The organism is Mesoflavibacter sp. CH_XMU1422-2 (genome assembly GCF_037029245.1).
Taxonomy (GTDB): Bacteria; Bacteroidota; Bacteroidia; order Flavobacteriales; family Flavobacteriaceae; genus Mesoflavibacter; species Mesoflavibacter zeaxanthinifaciens.
Genome location: NZ_JAYMEE010000062.1, coordinates 377,750 through 400,759, shown reverse-complemented (window position 1 = coordinate 400,759; position 23,010 = coordinate 377,750). Strand labels below are relative to the sequence as shown.

The following is a 23,010-nucleotide window of genomic DNA, read 5'->3' as shown; positions in this document are numbered from 1 at the left end:
TTTACAATACTAACAAATTAATTTTATGTCAAATACTATAAAAAAAGTAGCTGTTTTTACTTCTGGAGGAGATTCTCCTGGTATGAATGCAGCTATTCGTTCTGTGGTTAGAACCTGCGCTTTTTACAAAATAGAATGTGTAGGAATATATAGAGGTTACGAGGGAATGATTGAAGGCGATTTTAAACCCTTAACAGCAAGAAGTGTAAAAGATATTATCAATAAAGGAGGTACATTTTTAAAATCTGCTAGATCTGATGAGTTTAGAACTAAAGAAGGTCGTAAAAAAGCCTATGACGCTTTAGTTGCCGAAAACGTAGATGCATTAGTTGTAATTGGTGGTGATGGAAGTTTTACAGGAGCATTAATCTTTAATGAAGAGTTCGGTTTTCCTGTAATGGGTATACCAGGTACAATAGACAATGATATTTATGGTACATCACACACTTTAGGCTATGATACAGCACTTAATACTGTAGTAGATTGTGTAGATAAAATTAGAGATACAGCTAGTTCTCATAATCGTCTATTTTTTGTAGAAGTAATGGGAAGAGATGCAGGTCATATAGCCTTAAACGTTGGTGTAGGAGCAGGAGCTGAAGAAATTTTAATACCAGAAGAAGACTTAGGTTTAGATAGACTTTTAGAATCTTTAAGAAGAAGTAAACAATCAGGTAAATCTTCTAGTATAGTAATTGTAGCCGAAGGAGATAAAACAGGTAAAAACGTATTCGAACTTAAAGACTATGTTGAAGAAAACATGGAAGAATACGAAGTAAGAGTATCTGTTTTAGGTCACATGCAACGTGGCGGATCACCATCATGCTTTGATCGTGTTTTAGCTAGTAGAATGGGTGTAAAAGCAGTAGAAAGTCTTTTGGAAGGTAAATCTAATTATATGGTAGGTTTACTTAAAGACGAAATAGTTTTAACACCATTAGAACAAGCAGTAAAAGGAAAGTCAGAGATTGATCACGAGTTAATTCGTGTATCAGATATAATGACAACATAAATAATAACTAACAGTAAAATAATTAATAAAAATATGTCAACATTAAAATTAGGAATTAACGGTTTTGGTCGTATTGGAAGAATCGTTTTTAGAGCAACTTTAAAAAGAGATAATGTAGAAGTAGTAGCAATAAATGATTTATTAGACGTAGAGCATTTAGCATACTTATTAGAATACGATTCTGTACACGGACGTTACGATGGAAAAATAGAAGTAAAAGATGGTAACCTAATAGTAGAAGGAAAAACAATACGTGTAACTGCAGAAAGAGACCCAAAAAACTTAAAATGGGATGAAGCAGGAGTAGATGTGGTTGCAGAGTGTACAGGTATATTTACAACATTAGAAACAGCAGATTATCACATACAAGCAGGCGCTAAAAAAGTAGTAATTTCAGCACCAAGTAAAGACGCACCAATGTTTGTAATGGGTGTAAATGACAACAAATTACAAGCATCAGACAATATTGTGTCTAATGCATCTTGTACAACTAACTGTTTAGCACCAATCGCTAAAGTGATAGAAGAAAACTTTGGTATAGAAGAGGCATTAATGACTACAATTCACGCTGCAACATCAACACAATTTACGGTAGATTCACCATCAAGAAAAAACTATAGATTAGGTCGTTCAGCCCTAAATAACATTATACCAACATCAACAGGAGCAGCAAAAGCTGTAGGTAAAGTTATTCCAGAATTAGACGGAAAATTAACAGGTATGGCATTTAGAGTGCCTACTGTAGATGTATCTGTAGTAGATCTTACAGTAAAAACGAAAAAAGAAACTTCTTTAGAAGAAATTAAAGCAGCAATGAAGAAAGCTTCTGAAGGAGAAATGGAAGGTGTATTAGGTTACACAGACGAAATGGTAGTTTCTCAAGACTTTGTAAGCGAAGAAAGAACAAGTGTATTTGACTCAGAAGCGTCAATCGAATTAAATTCTGGATTCTTCAAGTTAATATCTTGGTATGATAACGAATTTGGATACTCAAACAAATTAGTAGATTTAGCTTTAAAAGTAAACTCACTATAATCCATAATTATTCAATTAAACAAAAGCGTAGTATATTTATAAAAAGTGCTACGCTTTTTTGTTAAAACTAATTTTATGATTTTAATTGTTGATAGCGGATCTACAAAATGCGACTGGAAAGCGGTAGATAACCAAGGAAATCAGTTGTTAGAAAAAATCCGTACAAAAGGATTAAATCCTGCGCTTCTTTCAGAAAAGAAAATAAAAAAAGTCCTTAAAAAAAGTGAAGCCTTAAAAAAACATAGAAACGAAGTAACTAATATATACTTTTATGGTGCAGGTTGCGGTACAGAAAACCCGAAATTAGTACTAAAATTAGTGCTTCACGAGTTTTTTCCTAATGCAGAAATTTCTGTAGAAGAAGATACTATGGCTGCCGTATTTGCAACAGTAAACGAGCCAACCGAAGCTGCAGTAGTCTGTATAATGGGTACAGGATCAAACTGTAGTTATTATGATGGAAAAAAACTTCACCAACGTGTAAAATCTTTAGGTTATACATTAATGGATGATGCTTCTGGTAACTATTATGGTAAAGAATTAATACGTGATTATTACTTTAACCACATGCCAGAAGATATAAAAGTAGCTTTTGGAGACAAGTATAATTTAGATGCAGATTATATTAAATATAATTTATATAAACAGCCAAATCCTAACGCATATTTAGCAAGTTTTGCAGAGTTTATGATACTTAATAAAGATTCTCTGTACGTAAAAGAATTAATAAAAAAAGGTATAAGACGTTTTGCTAAAAACATGATTTTACAGTATGAAGAAGAATTAAAAACTGTTCCTGTACATTTTGCAGGTTCAATAGCTTTTTTCTGTCAAGAAGAAATTAAAGAAGTTGCTAAAGAGCTAAACTTTACAGTAGGAAATTTTGAAAGAAGACCTATTGAAGGTTTAGTAAGTTTTCATACAAACGCATCTAAATGATAAAAACTCATGGAAATAGCAATTATAGCACACGATGGTAAAAAAGCAGAAATGGTTCAGTTTTTAAACCAGCACAAAGACTTATTACTAAATAAAAATATAACATTAATTTCTACAGGTACAACTGGTAAAAAAGTAAAAAAAGCAGGATTTGATGTTACTAGACTTTTATCAGGACCTTTAGGAGGAGATGCACAAATTGCAGCAAGAGTAGCAGAAGGAAAATGTAATATGGTATTGTTTTTTAGAGATCCTTTAGAAAAACATCCACACGAACCAGACGTTTTAATGCTAATGCGATTATGTGATGTACATGATGTACCATTAGCTACAAATCCTGCTACAGCAGATCTTTTAATGAAAGCACTTTAACTTAATAAAGTGCTTTTTTTATGAGTTATAAACTTGATTTTCTTGTTCTGCAACACGAATAAAAGTAGTTCTTTTTGTTAGCTCTTTTAGTTTTGCAGCACCAACATAAGTACATGTACTTCTTATGCCTCCTAAAATATCTTGCAAGGTGTTTTCTACATCACCTTTAAAAGCAACTTCTACCGTTTTACCTTCGCTAGCTCTATAATCTGCTACGCCACCAACATGTTTATTCATTGCTGTTGCAGAGCTCATACCGTAAAATTGCTTATACTTTTTTCCGTCTTTTTCTATAGTAGTACCGCCACTTTCTGTATGACCAGCAAACATACCGCCAAGCATAACAAAATCAGCACCTGCTCCAAAAGCTTTAGATAAATCTCCAGGAATAGTACAACCACCATCACTAATTATTTGTCCACCTAACCCATGAGCTGCATCAGCACATTCGATAATTGCAGATAATTGCGGGTAACCAACAGCTGTTTTAACACGTGTTGTGCAAACACTACCTGGTCCAATACCTACTTTTACTATATCTGCTCCTGATATTAATAACTCTTCAACCATTTCTCCGGTTACAACATTTCCTGCCATAATAATCTTATCAGGAAAATTATCTCTTGTTTTCTTTACAAAATCAACAAAATGTTCTGAATATCCATTAGCAACATCTATGCAAATAAACTTTAAGTCAGGATGAGCATTAAAAATTGAATTTAGCTTTTCAATGTCATTTTTTCCTGTTCCTGTACTTACAGCTATATAATTACTAATATCGTTGCCTGAATTAGATAGAAATTGATTCCATTGCTCTAAAGAATAATGCTTATGTATTGCAGTAAATAGTTTGTGTTTAGATAGGGCAGAAGCCATTTCAAACGTGCCAACAGTATCCATATTAGCAGCCATAATAGGTATACCTTTCCAGGTATGGTTACTGTGTAAAAATTTAAACTCTCTTTCTAAATCTACTTGCGATCTACTTTTTAATGTAGATCTTTTAGGTCTTATCATTACATCTTTAAAACCTAATTTAATATCTAATTCAATACGCATTGATAGTAATGTTTGGGTTACTATCAAAAATACAAGTAATTAAAAAAGAAGCCTTATCTTTTTTTAAAAAGATAAGGCTGTTTTATTAACAATTGTTTATAGTTATAGCTTATTTTGAAGCAATCATACTAATTTCTACGTTTACAAATTTTGGTAAGTTAGCAACTTCTACAGTTTCTCTTGCTGGAGCTGTATCTTCATTAAAATAACTTCCATAGACTTCGTTGATTAAAGAAAAGTTATTCATATCACTAATAAATATTGAAGTTTTTATGACATTTTCAAAAGTCATTTCTGCAGCTTCTAACACTGCTTTTAGATTTTCCATGACTTGTTTAGTTTCTGTTTTAATATCATCTAAAACAAGCTCATTAGTTTCAGGATTAAAAGCAATTTGACCTGATGTGTATAAAGTATTTCCGTTTAAAACCGCTTGGTTATATGGTCCTATTGGAGCCGGTGCATTTGTTGTTGTTATGATTTTTTTCATAATTAATATTATAACTGTTCGTCTGGTCTACGACGTTGTTCGTATTTTAAATCTTTAAGTAAGCTTGATTTTATTCCTATGAAAAAATTCCAACGGTTATAAGTACCAAAAGGTACCCAACTAAAGTTCATTCTCCAACTTAATAAATCACGTTGAAATCTTAATTGTGTTAAACCAAATCCTTTGTTTTTAAAATCATAACTTGATGATCCACCAATGGACCATTTTGGTGAAATTTCTATATCACCAGAGAACATTAATGAATGTGAGGATATTTCATTTTGTCTTGCTGCGTTAGAGTAGTTAACAGCATAGGCAAGTCTTAGGCTCCATGGTATTTTGTAATTATAAAGTTCGGATTCTTCTTCTTCCTCTTCTTCTTTATCGACACCATCTCTATTAAATTGTTGATCTGCAAAATCTTCAGATACACCAAATAAGTCATCTGCACGTCCACCACCTTGTAACCTTTCGTTAATAGAGCTTTGACTTTCGTTAGTAGAATTACTTATACCATCACTACTTAAACTGTAGTTTAAAGTAAGGTTAGCGCTGGTCATTCTAAATAAACTTCCACCATTATCTATATTAAAAGTGTTTATTCTTCTGTTGTTAGCATCTAATGCATATGGGTCTAATGTAGCACCAAAGTTAATGTTCATTTTATTATTTAAAATTTGCATACCACCGGTAACTCTTACAGGACTCCAATTTAAAGAGTCTCCTGCCACATTATATGAAGTAGAAAAATTAAGGTTATTTAATAATGTGATTTTTTTTGGTTCTACTTTTGTGGTGTCTCTGTCTCTTACTTTTGCTTCAAAGTTATTTGCTATACCAATACCTATAGAACTAGAAAAGGTATTGTTTGGACTACCAAAAAGACTGTTTTCAAAACGAGTATATTCTGACCTTGTTGTTCCGTCTGCGTCAATAACTTCTACGGTGTCATAATAATTATCAAAAGCAGGATTAATATTATAACTTATAGATGGTCTAATAACGTGTCTTATTTTTTGTAATCTTTTGCCTTCTCCTTTTTTGTCAAAGTCAAACATACCATAAATGGTTGTACCAACACTTGTGCTAAAATTATAGGTTCTAAAAGAATCAAATTTGTTTAGTTCTTCTGTAACGATATCATCTAGCACAGGATCATAATATTTTCTAATTGGATTTAATGTCCATACTTCTTCATAATTAGCATTAGCACTTACACTAAAATAGTCAAACACTTTAAAGTTTGTAGAAATTGGTATAGAATGCCTTGCGCCAACTTGCGCATCATCAAACATTTCACTTTTAAAGAAAAATTCTTCTTCTGTACTTATTCTGTTTTCTGCTCTAACATTATACTGTAAGTTAATGTTTTGAATAATTCCTTTTTTAACTCCAGTTTTTGGAGCAAAAGGAAATATACGACTTATACTACCTTGAAACGTCGGTAGTGTCATATTTACAAGTCCTGTTTGTGTGTTTTGAGAGTGAGTAGCTGTTAAACTAATATTTGCTTGTGGCTCTCCTTGAAATGTTTTAGAATATGAGATAGAAGAAGCTAGTGTGTTGTTTTGAGTGTTAGGTAAGTTAACTTGATTTACAGATTGTTGATAATAATTACTACTACCAAGGTTTACAGACGCAGAAAAACGAGAGTTAGGATTGGCTTTACTGTCTTGATTGTGAGACCAACGTATGTTATAAATAGTAGTTTTTGCATAATCAGGAAAGCCACGCTCGCTAGTAATTAAATTTTCATATCTAAAACCTACGTTACCATTAAACTTATAACGTTTGGCATATTTACTTTCTAGTCTTAACCCGTAACTACCATTGGTGTAATAATCTCCGATAGTAGCTAAATCTACATAATCACTAATCGCAAAATAATAACCACCATTTTGTAAAAAGTAACCACGTGTACCATCTTCTCCAAAACTAGGAAATATTACTCCAGATGTACGTGTTTTGGTTAACGGAAAAAAAGCAAAAGGTATCCAAACAGGAGTAGGGACATCATAAATATGCATTTGTGTTGGACCAGTAATTACTTTTGAGTTTGGTACAATTTTACCTTTACTGATTAAAAAATAATATTCCGGATCGTCTAAATCTTCTGCAGTAGTAAATTTTGCATTTCTTACATAATATACAGAATCATTAATTTTTTTAGTAGTTTCTGTGATTAAAGTACCTCCGTTTTGTTCTGTTTGAGAGTTATATATTAACCCTTTTTTTGTCACTGTGTTAAAAATAATAGAATCTGGTTCTATTAAGTTTTGACCTTGTTTAAAGCTTGGTCTTTGAGTATAATTACCTAGTGTATCCTTTATACCGTAAGCATATACTAGATCTTTATCAAAATCTAAGATAATACTACCAGCTTTAATCTCCATATCTTCATAATAGACTTCAGCTTCATTATAAAGATACATTTTAGATTCTTTTTTCTTGTAAGCCATGTAATCTGTAGCCTTATAAGTTACAGTACTTGATAAAAGTTGAGCTTTAGGCTTAATTGTATCGTTTTTAGTAGAGTCTATTTCTTTATTACTTGCTAAAAAGCTTTCTGCATCAATGGTAAGGCTATCATTAACTTCTTCTTCAGGTAATTCTTCTGTGTTTTCTACAGGTGGAATTTTTGTTCCTTCCCTAGGTAAATCTTTTTGTGCAAAGCAAACAATGTTAATAAACATTGTAAAACTAAGAGTAAAAAGTATGTTAAGACGTTGTGTATGCAATGCTTTTAAATGTATTTTTGTAAAAGTATGGCTTGGTTTTTGAATTGACAAAACTACATATATTTTTTATTGAAATATTTATATTTCGTTAAAATTTATATTCCATAATAAACCTATAAAAAAAAGGTTATAATATCTATGCAAACGAACACTTTAAAACATTTCGTGTCTTTTATTATAGTATTAACATTTTTTACATTAAATAATGTTTTTGCCCAAGTAGATAAAGATAAATTTATAGTAGTCTTAGATGCTGGTCATGGTGGTAAAGATCCTGGTAAACACGCTAAATCTGGACTAAAAGAAAAAGATATAGCTTTAAAAGTTGTATTAGGAATTGGTCAGATTTTAGAAAAAGAACATGATATAAAAGTAGTTTATACTAGAAAAACAGATGTATTTGTAGATTTGTTTAAAAGAGGTAAAATAGCAAACGATGCTAATGCAGATTTGTTTGTCTCTGTACACTGTAATGCTCATACTAGTCAAGCTTATGGCTCAGAAACCTATGTTTTAGGGTTGCATAGAAATAAAACCAATTTTGAGGTTGCTAAAGCAGAAAACGAAGTTATCTTTTTAGAAGAAAATCATGAAGAAAATTACGCTGGTTTTAATCCAAACTCACCAGAATCTTTTATCGGTTTGTCCTTTATGCAAGAAGAGTATTTAGATCAAAGTATTAAGTTGGCAACCAATATTCAAGGTAATTTTACTAACAAACTAAAGCGAAAAAATAGAGGTGTAAAACAAGCTGGTTTTATTGTTTTACATCAAACAGTTATGCCAAGTGTATTGATAGAAACAGGTTTTGTAACCAACACGCACGAAGGTAAATACCTTAACTCTAAAAAAGGTCAATCAGAGTTATCTACAGCAATTGCTAATGCAATTAAAGATTATAAAAAAGATTTAGATTTTAATGTAGGTAACCATATAGAAAAACCTATTGCAGATACGATACCAACAACAGAAAACACCATTACAAATGTTGTTTTTAAGGTGCAATTGGCTGCAAGTAGTAAAGCTTTAGACCCAAAACCGTATAACTTTAAAGGTCTAAAAGATATTTCTAGACAAAAAGTAGGTAAGCTTTACAAATATTATTATGGTTATACTTCAGACTATAATCAAATACAAAAGCTTCAAATTCAAGCAAAAAACAAAGGTTATAATACAGCATTTATTACTGCATTTAAAGATGGTAAACAGATAAAAGTTTCTGAAGCTTTAAAAACAGAAAAAAAATAGCAGTCCATTAATAATTTTATTTCTAATTTTGTTACATAACCAAGTTCTAATATGATAAAAATTACAAAAGAAGTCAAAACCTCTATAATTGTTCTTACAGGTATTTTCCTGTTTATATTCGGTTATAACTACTTAAAAGGAAATAATATTTTAGAAAATGACGATGTATATTATACCGAATTTGAATACAATGCGCTTTCAAAATCTTCTTCTGTAACTATTAAAGGAAATAGAGTTGGTAAGGTAAAAGATATTGTTTACGATATAAACACTGGTAAAACAAGAGTGTCTTTTACTGTTGATGACGAAATAAAGTTTTCAAAAAATAGTATTATAAGACTTTACAAGCCAGGTATTATGGATGGTAATGCTTTGGCTTTAATTGCTGCTAATGATAATGATTATGCTAAAGACGGTGACTTTTTAAAGTCTGAAGTAGAGCAAGGGTTAGTAGATAAATTAACAGGTAACTTTTCTGAACTTAGTACAGATTTAAATTCAACTTTAAAATCTGCAGATACTTTATTGATTAACCTAAATGGTTTAGTTACAGATACATCAGAAAACGGATTAAAAAATACAATTGCAGAGTTAAATTCAACTTTAAAATCATTCAAAAATCTTTCATATTCAATAAATGGAGTTGTTAAGAAGAATGATGAGAATATCGCTCAAGTTTTAGAAAATTTTAAAACCGTAAGTAAAGATTTAACTACATTATCAAAAGAGTTAAAAGAAGCTCAAATAAGTAATAGTATTGAAAAATTAGAGAATACATTAAACAGTGTTAATGGTATTTTAGCAAATGTAGAAAACGGAGAAGGCTCTTTAGGAAAACTTTTAAAAGACGATAAATTATATAATAATCTTGAAGGCGCAGCATTGCAAATGGAACAACTTCTGCAAGACATGAAGTTAAATCCAAAACGTTATGTACATTTTTCATTATTTGGAAAAAAACCGAAACGTTATGATGCTGAAGGTAATGAGATTAAAGACAATAACTAACTAAATTTAAATTGACTAACTATGGAATATATTCCTAATATTCTATTTGCAATTGTCCTTATTTTAGGCATTGGCTACTTTGTAAAAAACGTAAAAAAATTATCAAGAAACATTAAGCTAGGTAAAGATTTAGACGTTTCAGATAATAAACCACAACGTTGGAAAAACATGGCTTATATTGCTTTAGGCCAAAGTAAAATGGTAAAAAGACCTATAGCAGGATTGTTACACATAATTGTTTACGTAGGCTTTGTTATTATAAATATTGAAGTTTTAGAAATTATTCTTGATGGACTTTTCGGGACGCATAGAATAGGATTAAAAGTATTACCAACATCTGTTTACGGATTTTTAATAGGTAGTTTTGAAATCCTTGCAGCATTAGTATTTGTTACAGTTGTTGTATTTTGGTTAAGACGTAACGTTATTAAATTAAAACGTTTTTTAAGCGCCGAAATGAAAGGTTGGCCTAAAAATGACGGTAATTTTATCCTTTATTTTGAAATGGTATTAATGACCTTGTTTTTGGTTATGAATGCAACAGATACAACATTTCAATCCTTAGATTCAGGTAATGTAATTAGTCAATTTATTTCACCTTTATTTTCTGGATTATCAGAAGGAACATTACACATTATAGAAAGAGCTGCTTGGTGGTTACACATTGTAGGTATATTAGTATTCTTAAACTATTTATACTTCTCTAAGCATTTACATATTTTATTAGCGTTTCCAAATACGTATTACGGTAAATTAACGCCAAAAGGACAGTTTCCTAATAACCCAACAGTAACCAAAGAAGTACAGTTAATGATGGATCCAAATGCAGATCCATTTGCTGCGCCAGCAGAAGATGATAACGCTGCAGAACCAGAAAAATTTGGAGCAAGCGATGTGCAAGACTTAAGTTGGTTAAACTTATTAAACGCCTACACCTGTACAGAATGTGGTCGTTGTACTAGCGAGTGTCCTGCAAACCTAACTGGTAAAAAATTATCACCACGTAAAATCATGATGGATACCAGAGATCGTTTAGAAGAAGTTGGTAAAAATATTGATGCAAACGGCGGTAAATTTGTAGACGACGGTAAACAATTATTAGGCGATTATATTACAAATGAAGAACTTTGGGCATGTACCAGCTGTAACGCTTGTGTAGAGGCTTGTCCAGTTAGTATAGATCCATTAAATATTATCATGCAAATGCGTCAATATTTAGTTATGGAGCAAAGTGCGGCACCAATGGAATTAAATAATATGATGACCAATATAGAAAATAACGGTGCACCTTGGCCATACAACCAAATGGATCGTTTAAAATGGAAAGACGAGTAGACTAAAATTTTTAAAAATTGAAATACAGAGTTCTAATATTAATCATATTCATCTTTGGTTTAAACCAAACCAAAGCGCAAGATTATACAAAAGACTCATTACAATTTAAAATAATCACAGCAATAAAGTACCATAAAAGTAAAGTAGAAGATATAAAATTGAAAAAAGTACTTTGTGATTATTGTACCGAAGAACAAAAAAAACAATTAGGATTACAAGCGATTAAATTATCAGAACTTGAACAAAACGATTCTAAAAACCGTAAAGAAAACGGAATAAAAATATTATCAATATACATAAGGCTTTCAAAAGAAGACTTTAAAGCTTTAAACAAATAAACTCCTAATAGTATGAGCGAGCAATTAAATGTGCCAACAATGGAACAAATGATGGCAGAAGGTAAAAAACCAGAATATTTATTTTGGGTAGGTTCTGCAGGTGCTTTTGATGATAGAGCAAAAAAAATAACCAAAGCATTTGTAAAATTATTAAATAAAGCTAATGTAGATTTTGCTGTTTTAGGAACAGAAGAGTCAGACTCTGGCGATGCTGCAAAAAGAGCTGGTAACGAGTTTTTATTTCAGATGCAAGCTGTAACTAACATTGAGGTAATGAATATGTATGAGGTGAAAAAAATTATAACAACAGATCCTCATGACTATAATACCATAAAAAATGAATATCCTGGATTAGGTGGTAATTATGAGGTGTTTCATCATACCGAATTTTTGTCACAATTAATTTCTCAAGGAAAACTAAAAGTTAAAGAATCAGAATTTAAAGGAAAAAAAGTTACTTTTCATGATCCGTGCTACCTTGGTCGTGCTAACGAAGTATTTGAAGCTCCTAGAGATTTAATTCAAACATTAGGTGTAGATTTTAAAGAAATGAAACGTAACCAACGTCACTCTTTATGTTGTGGTGCTGGTGGTGCACAAATGTTTAAAGAACCAGAAAAGGGAGATAAAGACATTAACGTTTTAAGAACAGAAGACGCTTTAGAGACTGATCCAAAAGTAATTATTACTGCATGCCCATTCTGTAATACAATGATGACAGATGGTGTTAAAGCCAAAGAAAAAGAAGCAGAAATAGATGTTATGGATATTGCAGAACTAATAGCTAACACACAAGAATAAATAAGCTTTGGAAAATCAACAAAAACCACCGTTAAAACAAAGAGTTATAACTGGTTTTATAATGGCTATTATAGGGACATTAATAGTTACATTTATTAACTATTTAAGAGATATGCCGTTCAATAGCTTATATACTACGATTAGCTTTTTCTTATTTTGGATTTTTGGCATTTTTATGGCAAAACGTAAACCTAACAACAAAAACAAAAATTTAGATTAATGTTAGTAGAATTTAATACGCTACCAGAACATTCAAGAGTTTGGATATACCAAGCCAATAGAAGTTTTTCTGAAGAAGAGCTTACAGAAATCAAACAAAAATTAGATACATTTATTACCAATTGGACAGCTCACGGTTCAGATCTTAATGCTGGTTATGATATTAGATATAAACGTTTTATCATATTGGCAGTAGACCAAACATCACAATCTGCAACAGGTTGTAGTATAGATGCTTCTGTTAGATTTATTCAACAATTAGAACAAGACTACAATGTAGATTTAATGGATAAAATGAATGTATCCTACAAACAAGGTCAATTTGTTGCCCATAAAACATTACTTGATTTTAAAAAAATGGTAAAAGATAAAGCAGTATCAAAAAATACCATAGTTTTTAATAATTTGGTAACAAATATTGGAGAACTTAACGAAAATTGGGAAGTTCCTGCAGAACAAAGCTGGCATAGCAGGTTTTTTTAAAAACAAACAACATGACCAAAGACATTTTTCTGCTAAACATTTCAGGACAAGATAAACCAGGTTTAACCTCTAGTTTAACTAACGTTTTGTCTCATTATGGAGCCAAAATTTTAGATATAGGACAAGCAAATATACATGACACGTTATCTTTAGGTTTTCTTTTTGAAATAGAAACAGGAAATAAGTCTTCAGCAGTATTAAAAGATTTACTTTTTAAAGCTTACGAGTTGGGTGTAAAAGCAAAATTTACGCCTATTTCTTTAGAAAATTATGAAAATTGGGTAACTCTACAAGGTAAAGACAGATATATTGTAACTATTTTAGGAGAACAATTAACAGCAGAACAAATATCTAAAGTTACTCAAGTCATTTCAGATAAAAATCTGAATATTGATGCGATAAAACGATTAACAGGTCGTACATCTTTAGTTAAAGAAGACGATTATCCACGTGCATCAATTCAACTTTCTATTAGAGGAAAAATTGATAATAAAGCTGAGTTTACAGAAAAATTCATGCAGATATCTCACGATTTAGATGTAGATATTGCTTTTCAAGAAGATAATATTTATCGACGTAACAGACGCTTAGTATGTTTTGATATGGATTCTACGTTAATTCAAACTGAAGTTATAGATGAGTTAGCAGAACTTGCAGGCGTCGGAGCAGAAGTAAAGGCTATAACAGAATCTGCAATGCAAGGCGAAATAGATTTTAACCAAAGTTTTAAGCGGCGCATGAAATTGTTAGAAGGTTTAAGTGAAGATGTTTTAAAAAATGTAGCTGAAAATTTACCCATAACTAAAGGTGCAAAACGATTAATAGATACTTTAAAAACTTACGGATTTAAGACAGCAATTTTATCTGGTGGATTCACTTATTTTGGTTACTATTTACAAAAAAAATTAGGTATTGATTATGTGTATGCCAACCAATTAGAAATTAAAAACGGTGTCTTAACAGGAGGATATCTTGGAGAAATTGTCGATGGTAACAAAAAAGCAGAATACCTTAAAGAAATAGTAAAAAAAGAAGGTATTCATATAAATCAAACCATTGCAGTTGGAGATGGTGCTAATGATTTACCAATGCTAAATTTAGCAGGTTTAGGTATTGCTTTTCATGCAAAACCTAAAGTTAAAAACAATGCGCAGAGCTCTATTTCAAGCGTAGGTCTAGATGGTGTGCTCTATTTGTTAGGGTATCATGATAGACATATAGATCTAGTAGATTAATTTTGTTTATAACGCTTTTATAAAACAATCTTAAAGTCCTTTATTTATCCTGCAAAATATACTAATTTGGCATAGTTTTTAGTTGAATATATAAAAACAGACAACTCATTTTTATGCATAAATTATTTTTCTTAGCTATATTTTGTTTATTCTCAATTTTCTCTATTTCTCAAAATAGTGATAACCCTTTATTAACTAAAGACAAAGAAGCCCAAAAAAAATGGGTAGATAGTGTGTATAATAGTTTATCATTAAACGAGAAAATTGGACAATTATACATGGTTCAAGTGTTTTCTAACGGAGATGGCCCATCAAAAGATGATATATTAAAGCTTATTGAAGACAATAAAATTGGCGGAATTATCTATAGTAAAGGTGGACCAGTTAGACAGGCTCAATTAAATAATCAGTTGCAAGCTGCTTCAGCTACACCATTATTAATTGGTATGGATGCAGAATGGGGATTAAGTATGCGATTAGATTCAACCTATTCTTTTCCTTGGAATATGACACTTGGCGCTGTAAAAAATAACGAATTAATTGAACAAACAGGAAGACAATTAGGCGAGCATTGCAAACGTTTAGGTGTTCATTTTAATTTTGCTCCTGTTGTAGATATTAATACCAATGCTAACAACCCAATTATAGGTAATCGATCTTTTGGAGAAGATAGAGATAATGTTACAGAAAAAGCTTTAGCTTTTATGAAAGGTATGCAAAGCGCAGGCGTTTTAGCTAATGCAAAACATTTTCCTGGTCATGGCGACACGTCTTCAGATTCACATAAAACCTTACCAACAATAGATTTTTCAGCAAAAAGAATTGATTCTATAGAGCTTTATCCATATAAAAAACTGATTAAAGAAGGTTTGTCTAGTGTAATGGTAGGACACTTAAATGTACCAAGCTTAACAGGTCAAGAAGGTTTACCTTCTTCAATATCTAATATAATTATCAAGGATATTTTAAAAGAACGTTTAAAGTTTAAAGGATTAATTTTTACAGATGCCTTAACTATGAAAGGTGTTTCAGAATATGTAAGTCCTTCAATCGACGGAAATAAAATAAATAGACTTGACACAGCAGGAGAAGTTGATTTAGCTGCTTTTTTAGCAGGTAATGATGTAATGCTAATGTCAGAAAATGTTGCTGCTGGTATTAATAAAATTGCTGTAGCATATCAAACTGGTAAAATTTCTGAAAAACGTTTAGCACATTCGGTTAAAAAAATATTAATGGCTAAATACAAAGTTGGATTAAATAACTATAAACCAATTTCTACTAAAAATTTAGTTAAAGATTTAAACCGAATTAAAGATGATGTTTTGTATGAGAAATTAATGGAAAATGCCATTACTATTGCTAAAGACTCAACAAAACAGTTACCATTTAGACACTTAGAAACTAAGAAAATAGCCTATGTAAAACTAGGTGATGATTCTGGTGATGTTTTTTATAATGAGTTAAAAAAATATACAGATGTTCATATAATTTCGGATGATAATTTAGATAATTTAATTACTAAACTTCAAAATTATAATACTGTAATTGTTGGTTTTCATAAGTCAAATGATAACCCTTGGAAGTCATACAAATTTTCTGATAAAGAATTAACGTGGTTATATGAAATAGCAAGAAACAATAATGTTGTTTTAAATGTTTTTGCAAAACCATATGCGTTAATGGATTTAAAAACAATTTCTAATTTTGAAAGTATTATAGTTAGCTATCAAAATAGTGATATTGCACAACAAAAATCAGCTCAGTTAATTTTTGGTGCTGTTCCTGCAAGAGGTTGCTTGTCTGTTTCTGCAGGTCCTTATTTTTCCGTTGGAGATGGAGTCCAAACAAATGGTTTAGAACGATTAGGATATTCTACACCAGAGAGAGTAGGCATGTCTAGTACGATATTAAAAAAAGTAGATTCTATAGCCAATTATGCGATAACTAATAAAATGACACCAGGCATTCAGTTAATTGTAGCTAGACACGGTAAAGTAATTTATAATAAAAACTTTGGTAAACATACATATGAAGGTGATGAACAAGTAAAGTTTAATGATATTTATGATGTAGCTTCTCTTACTAAAATTGTAGCTACATTACCATTATTAATGGAATTAGAGGAGCAAGGAGTTGTAAGCTTAGATACAAAACTTTCCGATATCATACCAGAATACAAAAATTCTAATAAAAAAGATGTGACTTTAAAACGCATGTTATCTCACTATGCGCAGTTAAAACCATGGATTCCTTTTTATTATAAAACATTAGATACACTTACAAAAAAACCGTCTTTAAAATATTATAGAAAAGAAAAAACAAAGGGATTTACAGTTAAGGTTATGCCTGACTTATATATGCGAGACGATTATAAAGACTCTATAAATGGTATTATTAAAGACACAGATCTATTATCAAGATTAAGATACAGATACAGTGATTTACCGTATTATATTTTAAAACAATATATAGAAAAACACTACGATAAACCTTTAGATCAACTTGTTCAGGATCATTTTTATAAGTCTTTAGGCGCTAATTATACAACGTATAATCCATCAGAAAAATTTAGTAACAAACATATAGTTCCATCAGAAAATGATGATTATTACCGTTTCCAAACTGTACAAGGATATGTACACGATATGGGCGCAGCAATGCAAGGTGGTGTTGGTGGACATGCTGGTATTTTTAGTAATGCTAATGATATTGCCAAAATCATGCAGTTGTTTTTACAAAAAGGGTTTTATGGAGGAAAACGCTATTTTAAAAGTGAAACATTAGATAAATTTAATACATGTTATTTCTGCGAAAGTGATAACCGTCGTGGTATTGGTTTTGACAAACCACAATTAGGAAATGTAGGACCAACTTGCGGTTGTGTTAGTATGACTAGTTTTGGACATTCTGGCTTTACAGGTACTTATGCATGGGCAGATCCAGAAACAGAAATTGTATATGTTTTTATGGCAAATAGAACATATCCAACATCTATGGGAAAAAATATGTTACTTAGAGAAAACATAAGAACAAATATTCAAGAAGTTATATATGAAGCAATTATAGAATAACTCTTATCTTTTGTAAGTTTTAATTAAAATTATTGACCAACTTATAAATATTTGAAAGTTAAATCTTTCAATTAAAACCAATCAAATAAATGAGAATAGCCATAGTATGCTATCCAACCTTTGGCGGTAGTGGTGTAGTTGCAACAGAATTAGGTTTAGAATTATCCAAGCGTGGACACCAAATTCATTTTATAACCTATAATCAACCAGTGCGATTAGAGTTATTAGGTAATAATGTGCATTTTCACGAAGTAAATGTTCCAGAATATCCATTATTTCATTATCAACCATACGAGTTAGCTTTATCAAGTAAATTGGTAGATATGGTAAAGCTTCATAAGATTGAAGTTTTGCATGTGCATTACGCAATTCCTCATGCCTATGCTGCATATATGGCGCAAAAAATGTTGTTAGAAGAAGGTATTTATGTACCAATAGTAACAACTTTACACGGTACAGATATTACACTTGTAGGTAATCATCCATTTTACAAACCAGCAGTAACATTTAGCATTAACAAATCTGATGCTGTTACAACAGTTTCACAAAGTTTAAAAGAAGATACGCTGCGTTTATTTAATATAAAAAAGGAAATAAATGTGGTTGCTAACTTTATAGATATTTCTAGGTTTAATCATGATTTTACAGATTGTCAACGTGCCATGATGGCAGCAGAAGATGAAAAAATTATAACTCACATTAGTAATATGCGTGAAGTTAAACGTATACCAGATGTAATTAAAGTGTTTTATAACATTCAAAAAGAAATACCTGCTAAATTAATGATGGTAGGCGAAGGTCCAGAACGCGAACCTGCAGAACGTTTATGTGAAGAATTAGGTATTGCAGATAAAGTAATTTTCTTTGGGAATAGTAACGAGATTGATCGCATACTATGTTTTTCAGATTTGTTTTTATTGCCAAGTAAAACCGAAAGCTTTGGGCTTTCTGCTTTAGAAGCTATGGCGTCAGGTGTTCCTGTAATTTCAAGTAATACAGGTGGAATACCAGAAGTTAATAAAGAAGGTTTTTCTGGATTTTTAAGTGAAGTAGGAGATGTTGAAGATATGAGCAAAAATGCGATTTATATATTAAAAGATGAAAGTAGATTTAAAGCATTTAAGAAAAATGCTAAGTCACAAGCCAAAACTTTTGATATACATCAAATAGTTCCAAAATACGAAGCTATTTATCAAGAAACCCTTAATAAATGTAAAGTATATTAATAAAAAAAGCCATCTAATCTAGATGGCTTTTTATTTGTATTTTAATTGGTTTAGAATCTATATCTAATTCCTAAAGCGATGTCAAAATCTAAATCATCTCTATAATCTCCAAATCCTAATTCAGGTCTAGCATCTAAAGATAATTGTAACGGAATATCAAAATTATATTCAATACCAATATCTCCAGCTACAAATAAAAATGTTTCGCTATCATCATCAAGACCAGGTATATCATTGTCAAAACTATAAGAACCTAATCCTCCACCAGCACCAGCGTACCAGTTAAATCCACCATCAATATTCCAAACCCATTGGTATAAAGCGGCTAATTTAAATCCATCGTAGTTATTCCCGCTTCTTAAACCTAAGTCAGCTTCTAAACGATTGTTATCTCCTAAAGCTCTTTGATAAGATATTTCTGCCCCAAAACCATCACTATCTCCTAAACGTAATCCAATTGCGTTTGGAGAAATGTCTTGAGCAAACGTAAAAGTTGCAAAACCTAGTAATGCAACAGTTGTAATAATAAGATTTTTCATAAATTTTAATTGTTTTGGTTTTACGTAAAATTAATTATAAAACGTTTCAAATGTTAAAATTCGTTCATAAATCGTTGTTAATATTAGTTAACATGTCTTAAATTTGATTTTCAGCAAAAACATCCTAACTCTTATGAACGCTAAGCTTCAAGCACTTTCAAAAAACTTAGAAGGAACTCTTCATTTTGACCAACTATTAAAAACTTTATACGCTACAGATGCTTCAGTTTATAGGATTTTACCACTTGCGGTTGCTTATCCAAAAACAGTAAATGACATAATTAAACTTATTGATTTTGCTAAAAACAACAAAACATCATTAATACCGCGTACTGCAGGTACATCACTTGCTGGTCAATGTGTTGGTAGCGGAATTGTAGTTGATGTTTCAAAGCATTTCAATAAAATAATAAGTTTAGATAAAAATAATAAAACAGTAACAGTACAACCTGGTGTTGTTCGTGATCAATTAAATAACTATTTAAAACCCTTTGGATTATTTTTTGGTCCAAATACATCTACGTCTAATCGCTGTATGATTGGCGGAATGGTTGGTAACAACTCGTCTGGAACAACGTCTATTAAATATGGAGTGACAAGAGATAAGGTCATTCAATTAAAAACCATTTTAAGTGATGGAAGTGAAGCTGTTTTTAATTCAAAAACTAAAACTGAAATTCAGCAATTAAAAACTAATAACAACTTAGAAGCCAATATTTATAAGGTTTTAGATGAAATTATTTCTTCAGATGAAACAGTAAACGAAATAAAAAACAACTTTCCAAAACCTGAAATTCATAGAAGAAACACAGGTTACGCAATTGACGAATTAATAGAAAAAGAACACATTAACGTTGCTAAATTATTATCAGGAAGCGAAGGTACATTAGCTTTTACCACCGAAATCACCTTGCAATTAGACGCTTTACCGCCAAAACATCGCGTCATGGTTGCAATGCATTTTAAAACTATTGAAGATTGTTTAAATGCAGTAAAACCAGCAATGCAACACGATTTGTTTAATTGCGAAATGATGGATAAAACCATATTAGATTGTACAAAAGCCAATAAAACCCAGCAAGAAAACAGATATTTTATAACAGGTGATCCTATGGCGATTTTAATGTGTGAAGTTAGAGCAAACACATTAATCAATGCTAAAAACAAAGCAAATGCTTTAATTATTGATATTGAAACACATAATTTAAGCTACGCTAATCCTATTTTAATAGAAGACGATATTGATAAAGCTAATAACTTAAGAAGTGCTGGATTAGGTTTGTTGGGTAATATTGTTGGAGATAAAAAAGCAGTTGCATGTATTGAAGATACAGCTGTAACTATTGATGATTTAGCCAATTACATTAATGATTTTACTGCTTTGATGAAGCATTATAACCAGAATGCAGTGTATTATGCGCATGCTGGTGCTGGCGAGCTTCATTTACGTCCAATTTTAGATTTAAAGCAATCTGAAGATGTTAAATTATTTAGGCAAATTACAACCGATGTTGCCAAATTAGTAAAAAAGTATAATGGGTCTTTTAGTGGCGAACATGGTGATGGTATTGTACGTGCAGAGTTTATCGAGTTAATGATAGGTAGTAAAAATTACCAAACACTAAAGCAAATAAAGTACACTTTTGATCCTGATAGTATTTTTAATCCTGGTAAAATTGTAGATGCATTACCAATGGATAAAAACTTACGCTATCAACCCGATAGAGTAGAACCTAATTTTGAAACTAAACTTGATTTTTCTAAATCTTTAGGCATTTTACGAGAAGCTGAAAAATGTAACGGATCAGGAGATTGTAGGAAACTGCCAGAATTTGGCGGTACAATGTGTCCAAGTTATAGAGCAACAAAAAACGAAAAGGATACCACAAGAGCACGTGCTAATGCTTTACGCGAGTTTTTAACGACTTCGGATAAAGAAAACAAATTCAATCATAAAGAATTAAAAGATGTTTTTGATTTGTGTCTAAGCTGTAAAGCTTGTGCTAGCGAATGCCCAAGTAGTGTTGATGTTGCTAGTTTAAAAGCCGAGTTTTTATATCAATATCAAAAAGAGAATGGAATTAGTTGGCGCACCAAATTGTTTGCTTACAACAATCAATTAAATGTGTTTGGAAGAAGTTTTAAAGGTGTTACTAATTTTATATTTTCTAATAAAATGTCGTCTTCATTAATTAAAAAAAGTTTTGGAATTGCGTCTAAAAGAAACCTACCTTTATTGTCAAGTGTTAGTTTAGATAAATATCATCAAAACATTAAAAATCAATTAGTTAAAAATAATTCAATAAAAAAAGTATATTTATTTAATGATGAGTTTACTAACCAATTAGAAAGCCAAATAGGTCAAGATGCAATAACATTGTTAACAGCATTGAATTATCAAGTAGAAATTATCAATCATGCTGAATCCGGTCGTTCGTTTTTATCCAAAGGGTTATTAGATCAAGCAAAAAAAGTTGCCGATAAAAACATTGAGTGTTTTAAAAACTTAATTACAGAAAACACACCTTTAATAGGCATAGAACCTTCAGCTATTCTAACGTTTAAAGATGAATATCCTAAGTTAGTAGATGATAAAACTTCTGCAGAACGTATAGCTAAACATACCTTTTTAGTTGAAGAATTTATTAGTAATGAAATCGCTATAGGAAACATCACTTCAGATCAATTTACTCTTGAAGAAAAAACAATAAAATTTCATGGACATTGCCATCAAAAAGCATTATCTAGCCAAATACATAGTTTTAACGTTTTAAACCTTCCTAAAAATTATAAAGTTACAATCATACCAAGTGGTTGTTGTGGTATGGCAGGAAGTTTTGGGTACGAAAAAGAACATTTTGATATAAGTATGCAAATAGGCGAGCAAACTTTATTTCCAGCAATAAGAAAAGCTAATAAAACTACTGTAATTAGTGCAAATGGTACTAGTTGTAGGCATCAAATAAAAGATGGAACACAAAAAACTGCATATCATCCAGTAACTATATTAAAAGAAGCTTTATTGTAAAGTGTAACTTGTCAATTCTTGTGTGTTTAATATTGACGTGTTTGTTGGTAGCATGCTTAAATCTACACCTAGTTGCTGTAAAATGGTTACTGTATTTTCGTTTAAAGAATAACCAATATTAGCATTAGAGGTTATCAATCCTATATCTTTTGCATAAAACGCATCTACAGATAATACATTTTGAGTATCTAAAAGACTTATTGTTTGTGTTAAACCAAATACAGATACTTCTGTAGATACAGATAATTCAAGTGAAATATTAGCAGATGTTACAGTATCATAATTTACACCTAAACCTTCCATGTTTTCTAGGTTTTCTATCTGTGTGCTAAACAAAGAATAATTAATAGTTATTGGGTAACCTTGAAAATCTTGAGTAAAAGTACCTGACTGTGTATATAATAGTTCGCCATTTGGTGCTTCAGTATTGTATAATAACGCATTATCTAAAACAATATTAAAATCAAATCCGTCAATAGGTAAGCCTATTGTTCCGTTAGAAACTAAAGTGGTTTCTGTTAAAGATAAATCTCCAGTGGTTAAAATGCCACTCATAGTTCCATTAGCGACGCCATTATCATTAACTGATAAAGAAAATCCTGAGGCATTTTCACTTTCAACCTTTAAAACGTCTTGACTATTTGTAGTTTCGTTTGTATTGTTATTTGTATTTTTTACATCATAATCCCATTGGTTATCAATGGATAGTGGTAAAAACTCACCAGAAAATTGAATTTGATTATTTATTTCTGAATCATCACTATCATCAGAACAATTAAATAAAAATAGACTTAAAAATAAGAGTAAAATAGATTGCGTAAGTTTCATGTG

General features: G+C 30.9%; 19 protein-coding genes. 14 read left to right on the top strand and 5 right to left on the bottom strand.

The features are described from left to right. Positions 1 to 25 precede the first annotated feature (25 nt). The 4 genes from pfkA (at position 26) to WA340_RS11170 (ending at position 3,358) form a co-directional block, all read left to right on the top strand. Entirely contained in the window at positions 26 to 1,012 is a 987-nt protein-coding gene (gene pfkA / locus WA340_RS11185; RefSeq protein WP_027879056.1) for a 6-phosphofructokinase, read from the top strand. 33 nt (positions 1,013 to 1,045) lie between these two features. Continuing rightward, positions 1,046 to 2,047 (top strand): type I glyceraldehyde-3-phosphate dehydrogenase, encoded by a 1,002-nt coding sequence (gene gap, locus WA340_RS11180; RefSeq protein ID WP_027879055.1) that lies wholly within the window; start codon positions 1,046 to 1,048, stop codon positions 2,045 to 2,047. A gap of 75 nt (positions 2,048 to 2,122) precedes the next feature. Beyond that, positions 2,123 to 2,986, top strand: a complete 864-nt coding sequence (locus WA340_RS11175; RefSeq protein ID WP_336129118.1) for an N-acetylglucosamine kinase — start codon at positions 2,123 to 2,125, stop codon at positions 2,984 to 2,986. A 9-nt stretch (positions 2,987 to 2,995) separates the two neighbouring features. Beyond that, complete coding sequence (locus WA340_RS11170; RefSeq protein ID WP_027879053.1) at positions 2,996 to 3,358, top strand: methylglyoxal synthase; 363 nt, start codon at positions 2,996 to 2,998, stop codon at positions 3,356 to 3,358. 18 nt (positions 3,359 to 3,376) lie between these two features. On the opposite strand, the gene WA340_RS11165 is transcribed toward WA340_RS11170, so the two are convergent. From WA340_RS11165 to WA340_RS11155, 3 genes are all read right to left on the bottom strand, one after another. Further along, positions 3,377 to 4,417, bottom strand: a complete 1,041-nt coding sequence (locus tag WA340_RS11165; RefSeq protein ID WP_336129117.1) for a GMP reductase — start codon at positions 4,415 to 4,417, stop codon at positions 3,377 to 3,379. 109 nt (positions 4,418 to 4,526) lie between these two features. Then, positions 4,527 to 4,907, bottom strand: coding sequence for a RidA family protein (locus tag WA340_RS11160; RefSeq protein WP_336129116.1), 381 nt, complete (start codon positions 4,905 to 4,907; stop codon positions 4,527 to 4,529). Positions 4,908 to 4,915: 8 nt separating this feature from the next. Beyond that, complete coding sequence (locus WA340_RS11155; RefSeq protein WP_336129115.1) at positions 4,916 to 7,696, bottom strand: putative LPS assembly protein LptD; 2,781 nt, start codon at positions 7,694 to 7,696, stop codon at positions 4,916 to 4,918. Between the two features lie 87 nt (positions 7,697 to 7,783). Here WA340_RS11155 and WA340_RS11150 point away from each other — a divergent pair, with 87 nt between their 5' ends. From WA340_RS11150 to bshA, 9 genes are all read left to right on the top strand, one after another. After that, entirely contained in the window at positions 7,784 to 8,893 is a 1,110-nt protein-coding gene (locus WA340_RS11150) for an N-acetylmuramoyl-L-alanine amidase family protein (RefSeq protein ID WP_106677634.1), read from the top strand. A 51-nt stretch (positions 8,894 to 8,944) separates the two neighbouring features. Further along, positions 8,945 to 9,901, top strand: coding sequence for an MlaD family protein (locus WA340_RS11145; protein WP_336129114.1), 957 nt, complete (start codon positions 8,945 to 8,947; stop codon positions 9,899 to 9,901). Positions 9,902 to 9,922: 21 nt separating this feature from the next. Further along, a complete protein-coding gene (locus tag WA340_RS11140; RefSeq protein WP_336129113.1) occupies positions 9,923 to 11,236 on the top strand; it encodes a (Fe-S)-binding protein in 1,314 nt (437 codons plus the stop codon). Positions 11,237 to 11,253: 17 nt separating this feature from the next. Then, entirely contained in the window at positions 11,254 to 11,574 is a 321-nt protein-coding gene (locus WA340_RS11135; protein WP_336129112.1) for a hypothetical protein, read from the top strand. 12 nt (positions 11,575 to 11,586) lie between these two features. Further along, positions 11,587 to 12,375, top strand: coding sequence for a (Fe-S)-binding protein (locus tag WA340_RS11130; RefSeq protein WP_106677643.1), 789 nt, complete (start codon positions 11,587 to 11,589; stop codon positions 12,373 to 12,375). 219 nt (positions 12,376 to 12,594) lie between these two features. Then, positions 12,595 to 13,077 carry an ABC transporter ATPase gene (locus tag WA340_RS11125; protein ID WP_336129111.1) on the top strand — a complete coding sequence of 161 codons (483 nt, stop codon included), beginning with the start codon at positions 12,595 to 12,597 and terminating at the stop codon, positions 13,075 to 13,077. 11 nt (positions 13,078 to 13,088) lie between these two features. Then, positions 13,089 to 14,312 (top strand): phosphoserine phosphatase SerB, encoded by a 1,224-nt coding sequence (serB, locus tag WA340_RS11120; RefSeq protein WP_336129110.1) that lies wholly within the window; start codon positions 13,089 to 13,091, stop codon positions 14,310 to 14,312. A 113-nt stretch (positions 14,313 to 14,425) separates the two neighbouring features. Further along, positions 14,426 to 17,386 (top strand): glycoside hydrolase family 3 N-terminal domain-containing protein, encoded by a 2,961-nt coding sequence (locus WA340_RS11115; protein ID WP_336129109.1) that lies wholly within the window; start codon positions 14,426 to 14,428, stop codon positions 17,384 to 17,386. A gap of 89 nt (positions 17,387 to 17,475) precedes the next feature. Beyond that, positions 17,476 to 18,612: an N-acetyl-alpha-D-glucosaminyl L-malate synthase BshA gene (gene bshA / locus WA340_RS11110; protein WP_336129108.1), complete on the top strand. Its 1,137-nt coding sequence runs from the start codon at positions 17,476 to 17,478 to the stop codon at positions 18,610 to 18,612. 50 nt (positions 18,613 to 18,662) lie between these two features. Here the strand turns inward: bshA and WA340_RS11105 are convergent, their stop codons facing one another. After that, positions 18,663 to 19,151, bottom strand: a complete 489-nt coding sequence (locus WA340_RS11105) for a hypothetical protein (RefSeq protein WP_027879039.1) — start codon at positions 19,149 to 19,151, stop codon at positions 18,663 to 18,665. 133 nt (positions 19,152 to 19,284) lie between these two features. Here WA340_RS11105 and WA340_RS11100 point away from each other — a divergent pair, with 133 nt between their 5' ends. Then, complete coding sequence (locus WA340_RS11100) at positions 19,285 to 22,179, top strand: FAD-binding and (Fe-S)-binding domain-containing protein (RefSeq protein ID WP_336129107.1); 2,895 nt, start codon at positions 19,285 to 19,287, stop codon at positions 22,177 to 22,179. Here the strand turns inward: WA340_RS11100 and WA340_RS11095 are convergent. Next, positions 22,171 to 23,007, bottom strand: a complete 837-nt coding sequence (locus WA340_RS11095; RefSeq protein ID WP_336129106.1) for a hypothetical protein — start codon at positions 23,005 to 23,007, stop codon at positions 22,171 to 22,173. The genes WA340_RS11100 and WA340_RS11095 overlap by 9 nt on opposite strands. Between the last annotated feature and the right edge of the window lie 3 nt (positions 23,008 to 23,010).

Bases quoted from the DNA above. Each gene is read 5' to 3' on its own strand.
- WA340_RS11165 (WP_336129117.1), bottom strand. From the start codon at position 4,417: ATGCGTATTGAATTAGATATTAAATTAGGTTTTAAAGATGTAATGATA.
- WA340_RS11160 (WP_336129116.1), bottom strand. From the start codon at position 4,907: ATGAAAAAAATCATAACAACAACAAATGCACCGGCTCCAATAGGACCA.
- WA340_RS11100 (WP_336129107.1), top strand. From the start codon at position 19,285: ATGAACGCTAAGCTTCAAGCACTTTCAAAAAACTTAGAAGGAACTCTT.
- bshA (WP_336129108.1), top strand. From the start codon at position 17,476: ATGAGAATAGCCATAGTATGCTATCCAACCTTTGGCGGTAGTGGTGTA.
- WA340_RS11170 (WP_027879053.1), top strand. From the start codon at position 2,996: ATGGAAATAGCAATTATAGCACACGATGGTAAAAAAGCAGAAATGGTT.
- WA340_RS11145 (WP_336129114.1), top strand. From the start codon at position 8,945: ATGATAAAAATTACAAAAGAAGTCAAAACCTCTATAATTGTTCTTACA.
- WA340_RS11175 (WP_336129118.1), top strand. From the start codon at position 2,123: ATGATTTTAATTGTTGATAGCGGATCTACAAAATGCGACTGGAAAGCG.
- serB (WP_336129110.1), top strand. From the start codon at position 13,089: ATGACCAAAGACATTTTTCTGCTAAACATTTCAGGACAAGATAAACCA.
- WA340_RS11115 (WP_336129109.1), top strand. From the start codon at position 14,426: ATGCATAAATTATTTTTCTTAGCTATATTTTGTTTATTCTCAATTTTC.
- WA340_RS11130 (WP_106677643.1), top strand. From the start codon at position 11,587: ATGAGCGAGCAATTAAATGTGCCAACAATGGAACAAATGATGGCAGAA.
- WA340_RS11140 (WP_336129113.1), top strand. From the start codon at position 9,923: ATGGAATATATTCCTAATATTCTATTTGCAATTGTCCTTATTTTAGGC.
- WA340_RS11105 (WP_027879039.1), bottom strand. From the start codon at position 19,151: ATGAAAAATCTTATTATTACAACTGTTGCATTACTAGGTTTTGCAACT.
- gap (WP_027879055.1), top strand. From the start codon at position 1,046: ATGTCAACATTAAAATTAGGAATTAACGGTTTTGGTCGTATTGGAAGA.
- WA340_RS11125 (WP_336129111.1), top strand. From the start codon at position 12,595: ATGTTAGTAGAATTTAATACGCTACCAGAACATTCAAGAGTTTGGATA.
- WA340_RS11150 (WP_106677634.1), top strand. From the start codon at position 7,784: ATGCAAACGAACACTTTAAAACATTTCGTGTCTTTTATTATAGTATTA.
- WA340_RS11095 (WP_336129106.1), bottom strand. From the start codon at position 23,007: ATGAAACTTACGCAATCTATTTTACTCTTATTTTTAAGTCTATTTTTA.
- pfkA (WP_027879056.1), top strand. From the start codon at position 26: ATGTCAAATACTATAAAAAAAGTAGCTGTTTTTACTTCTGGAGGAGAT.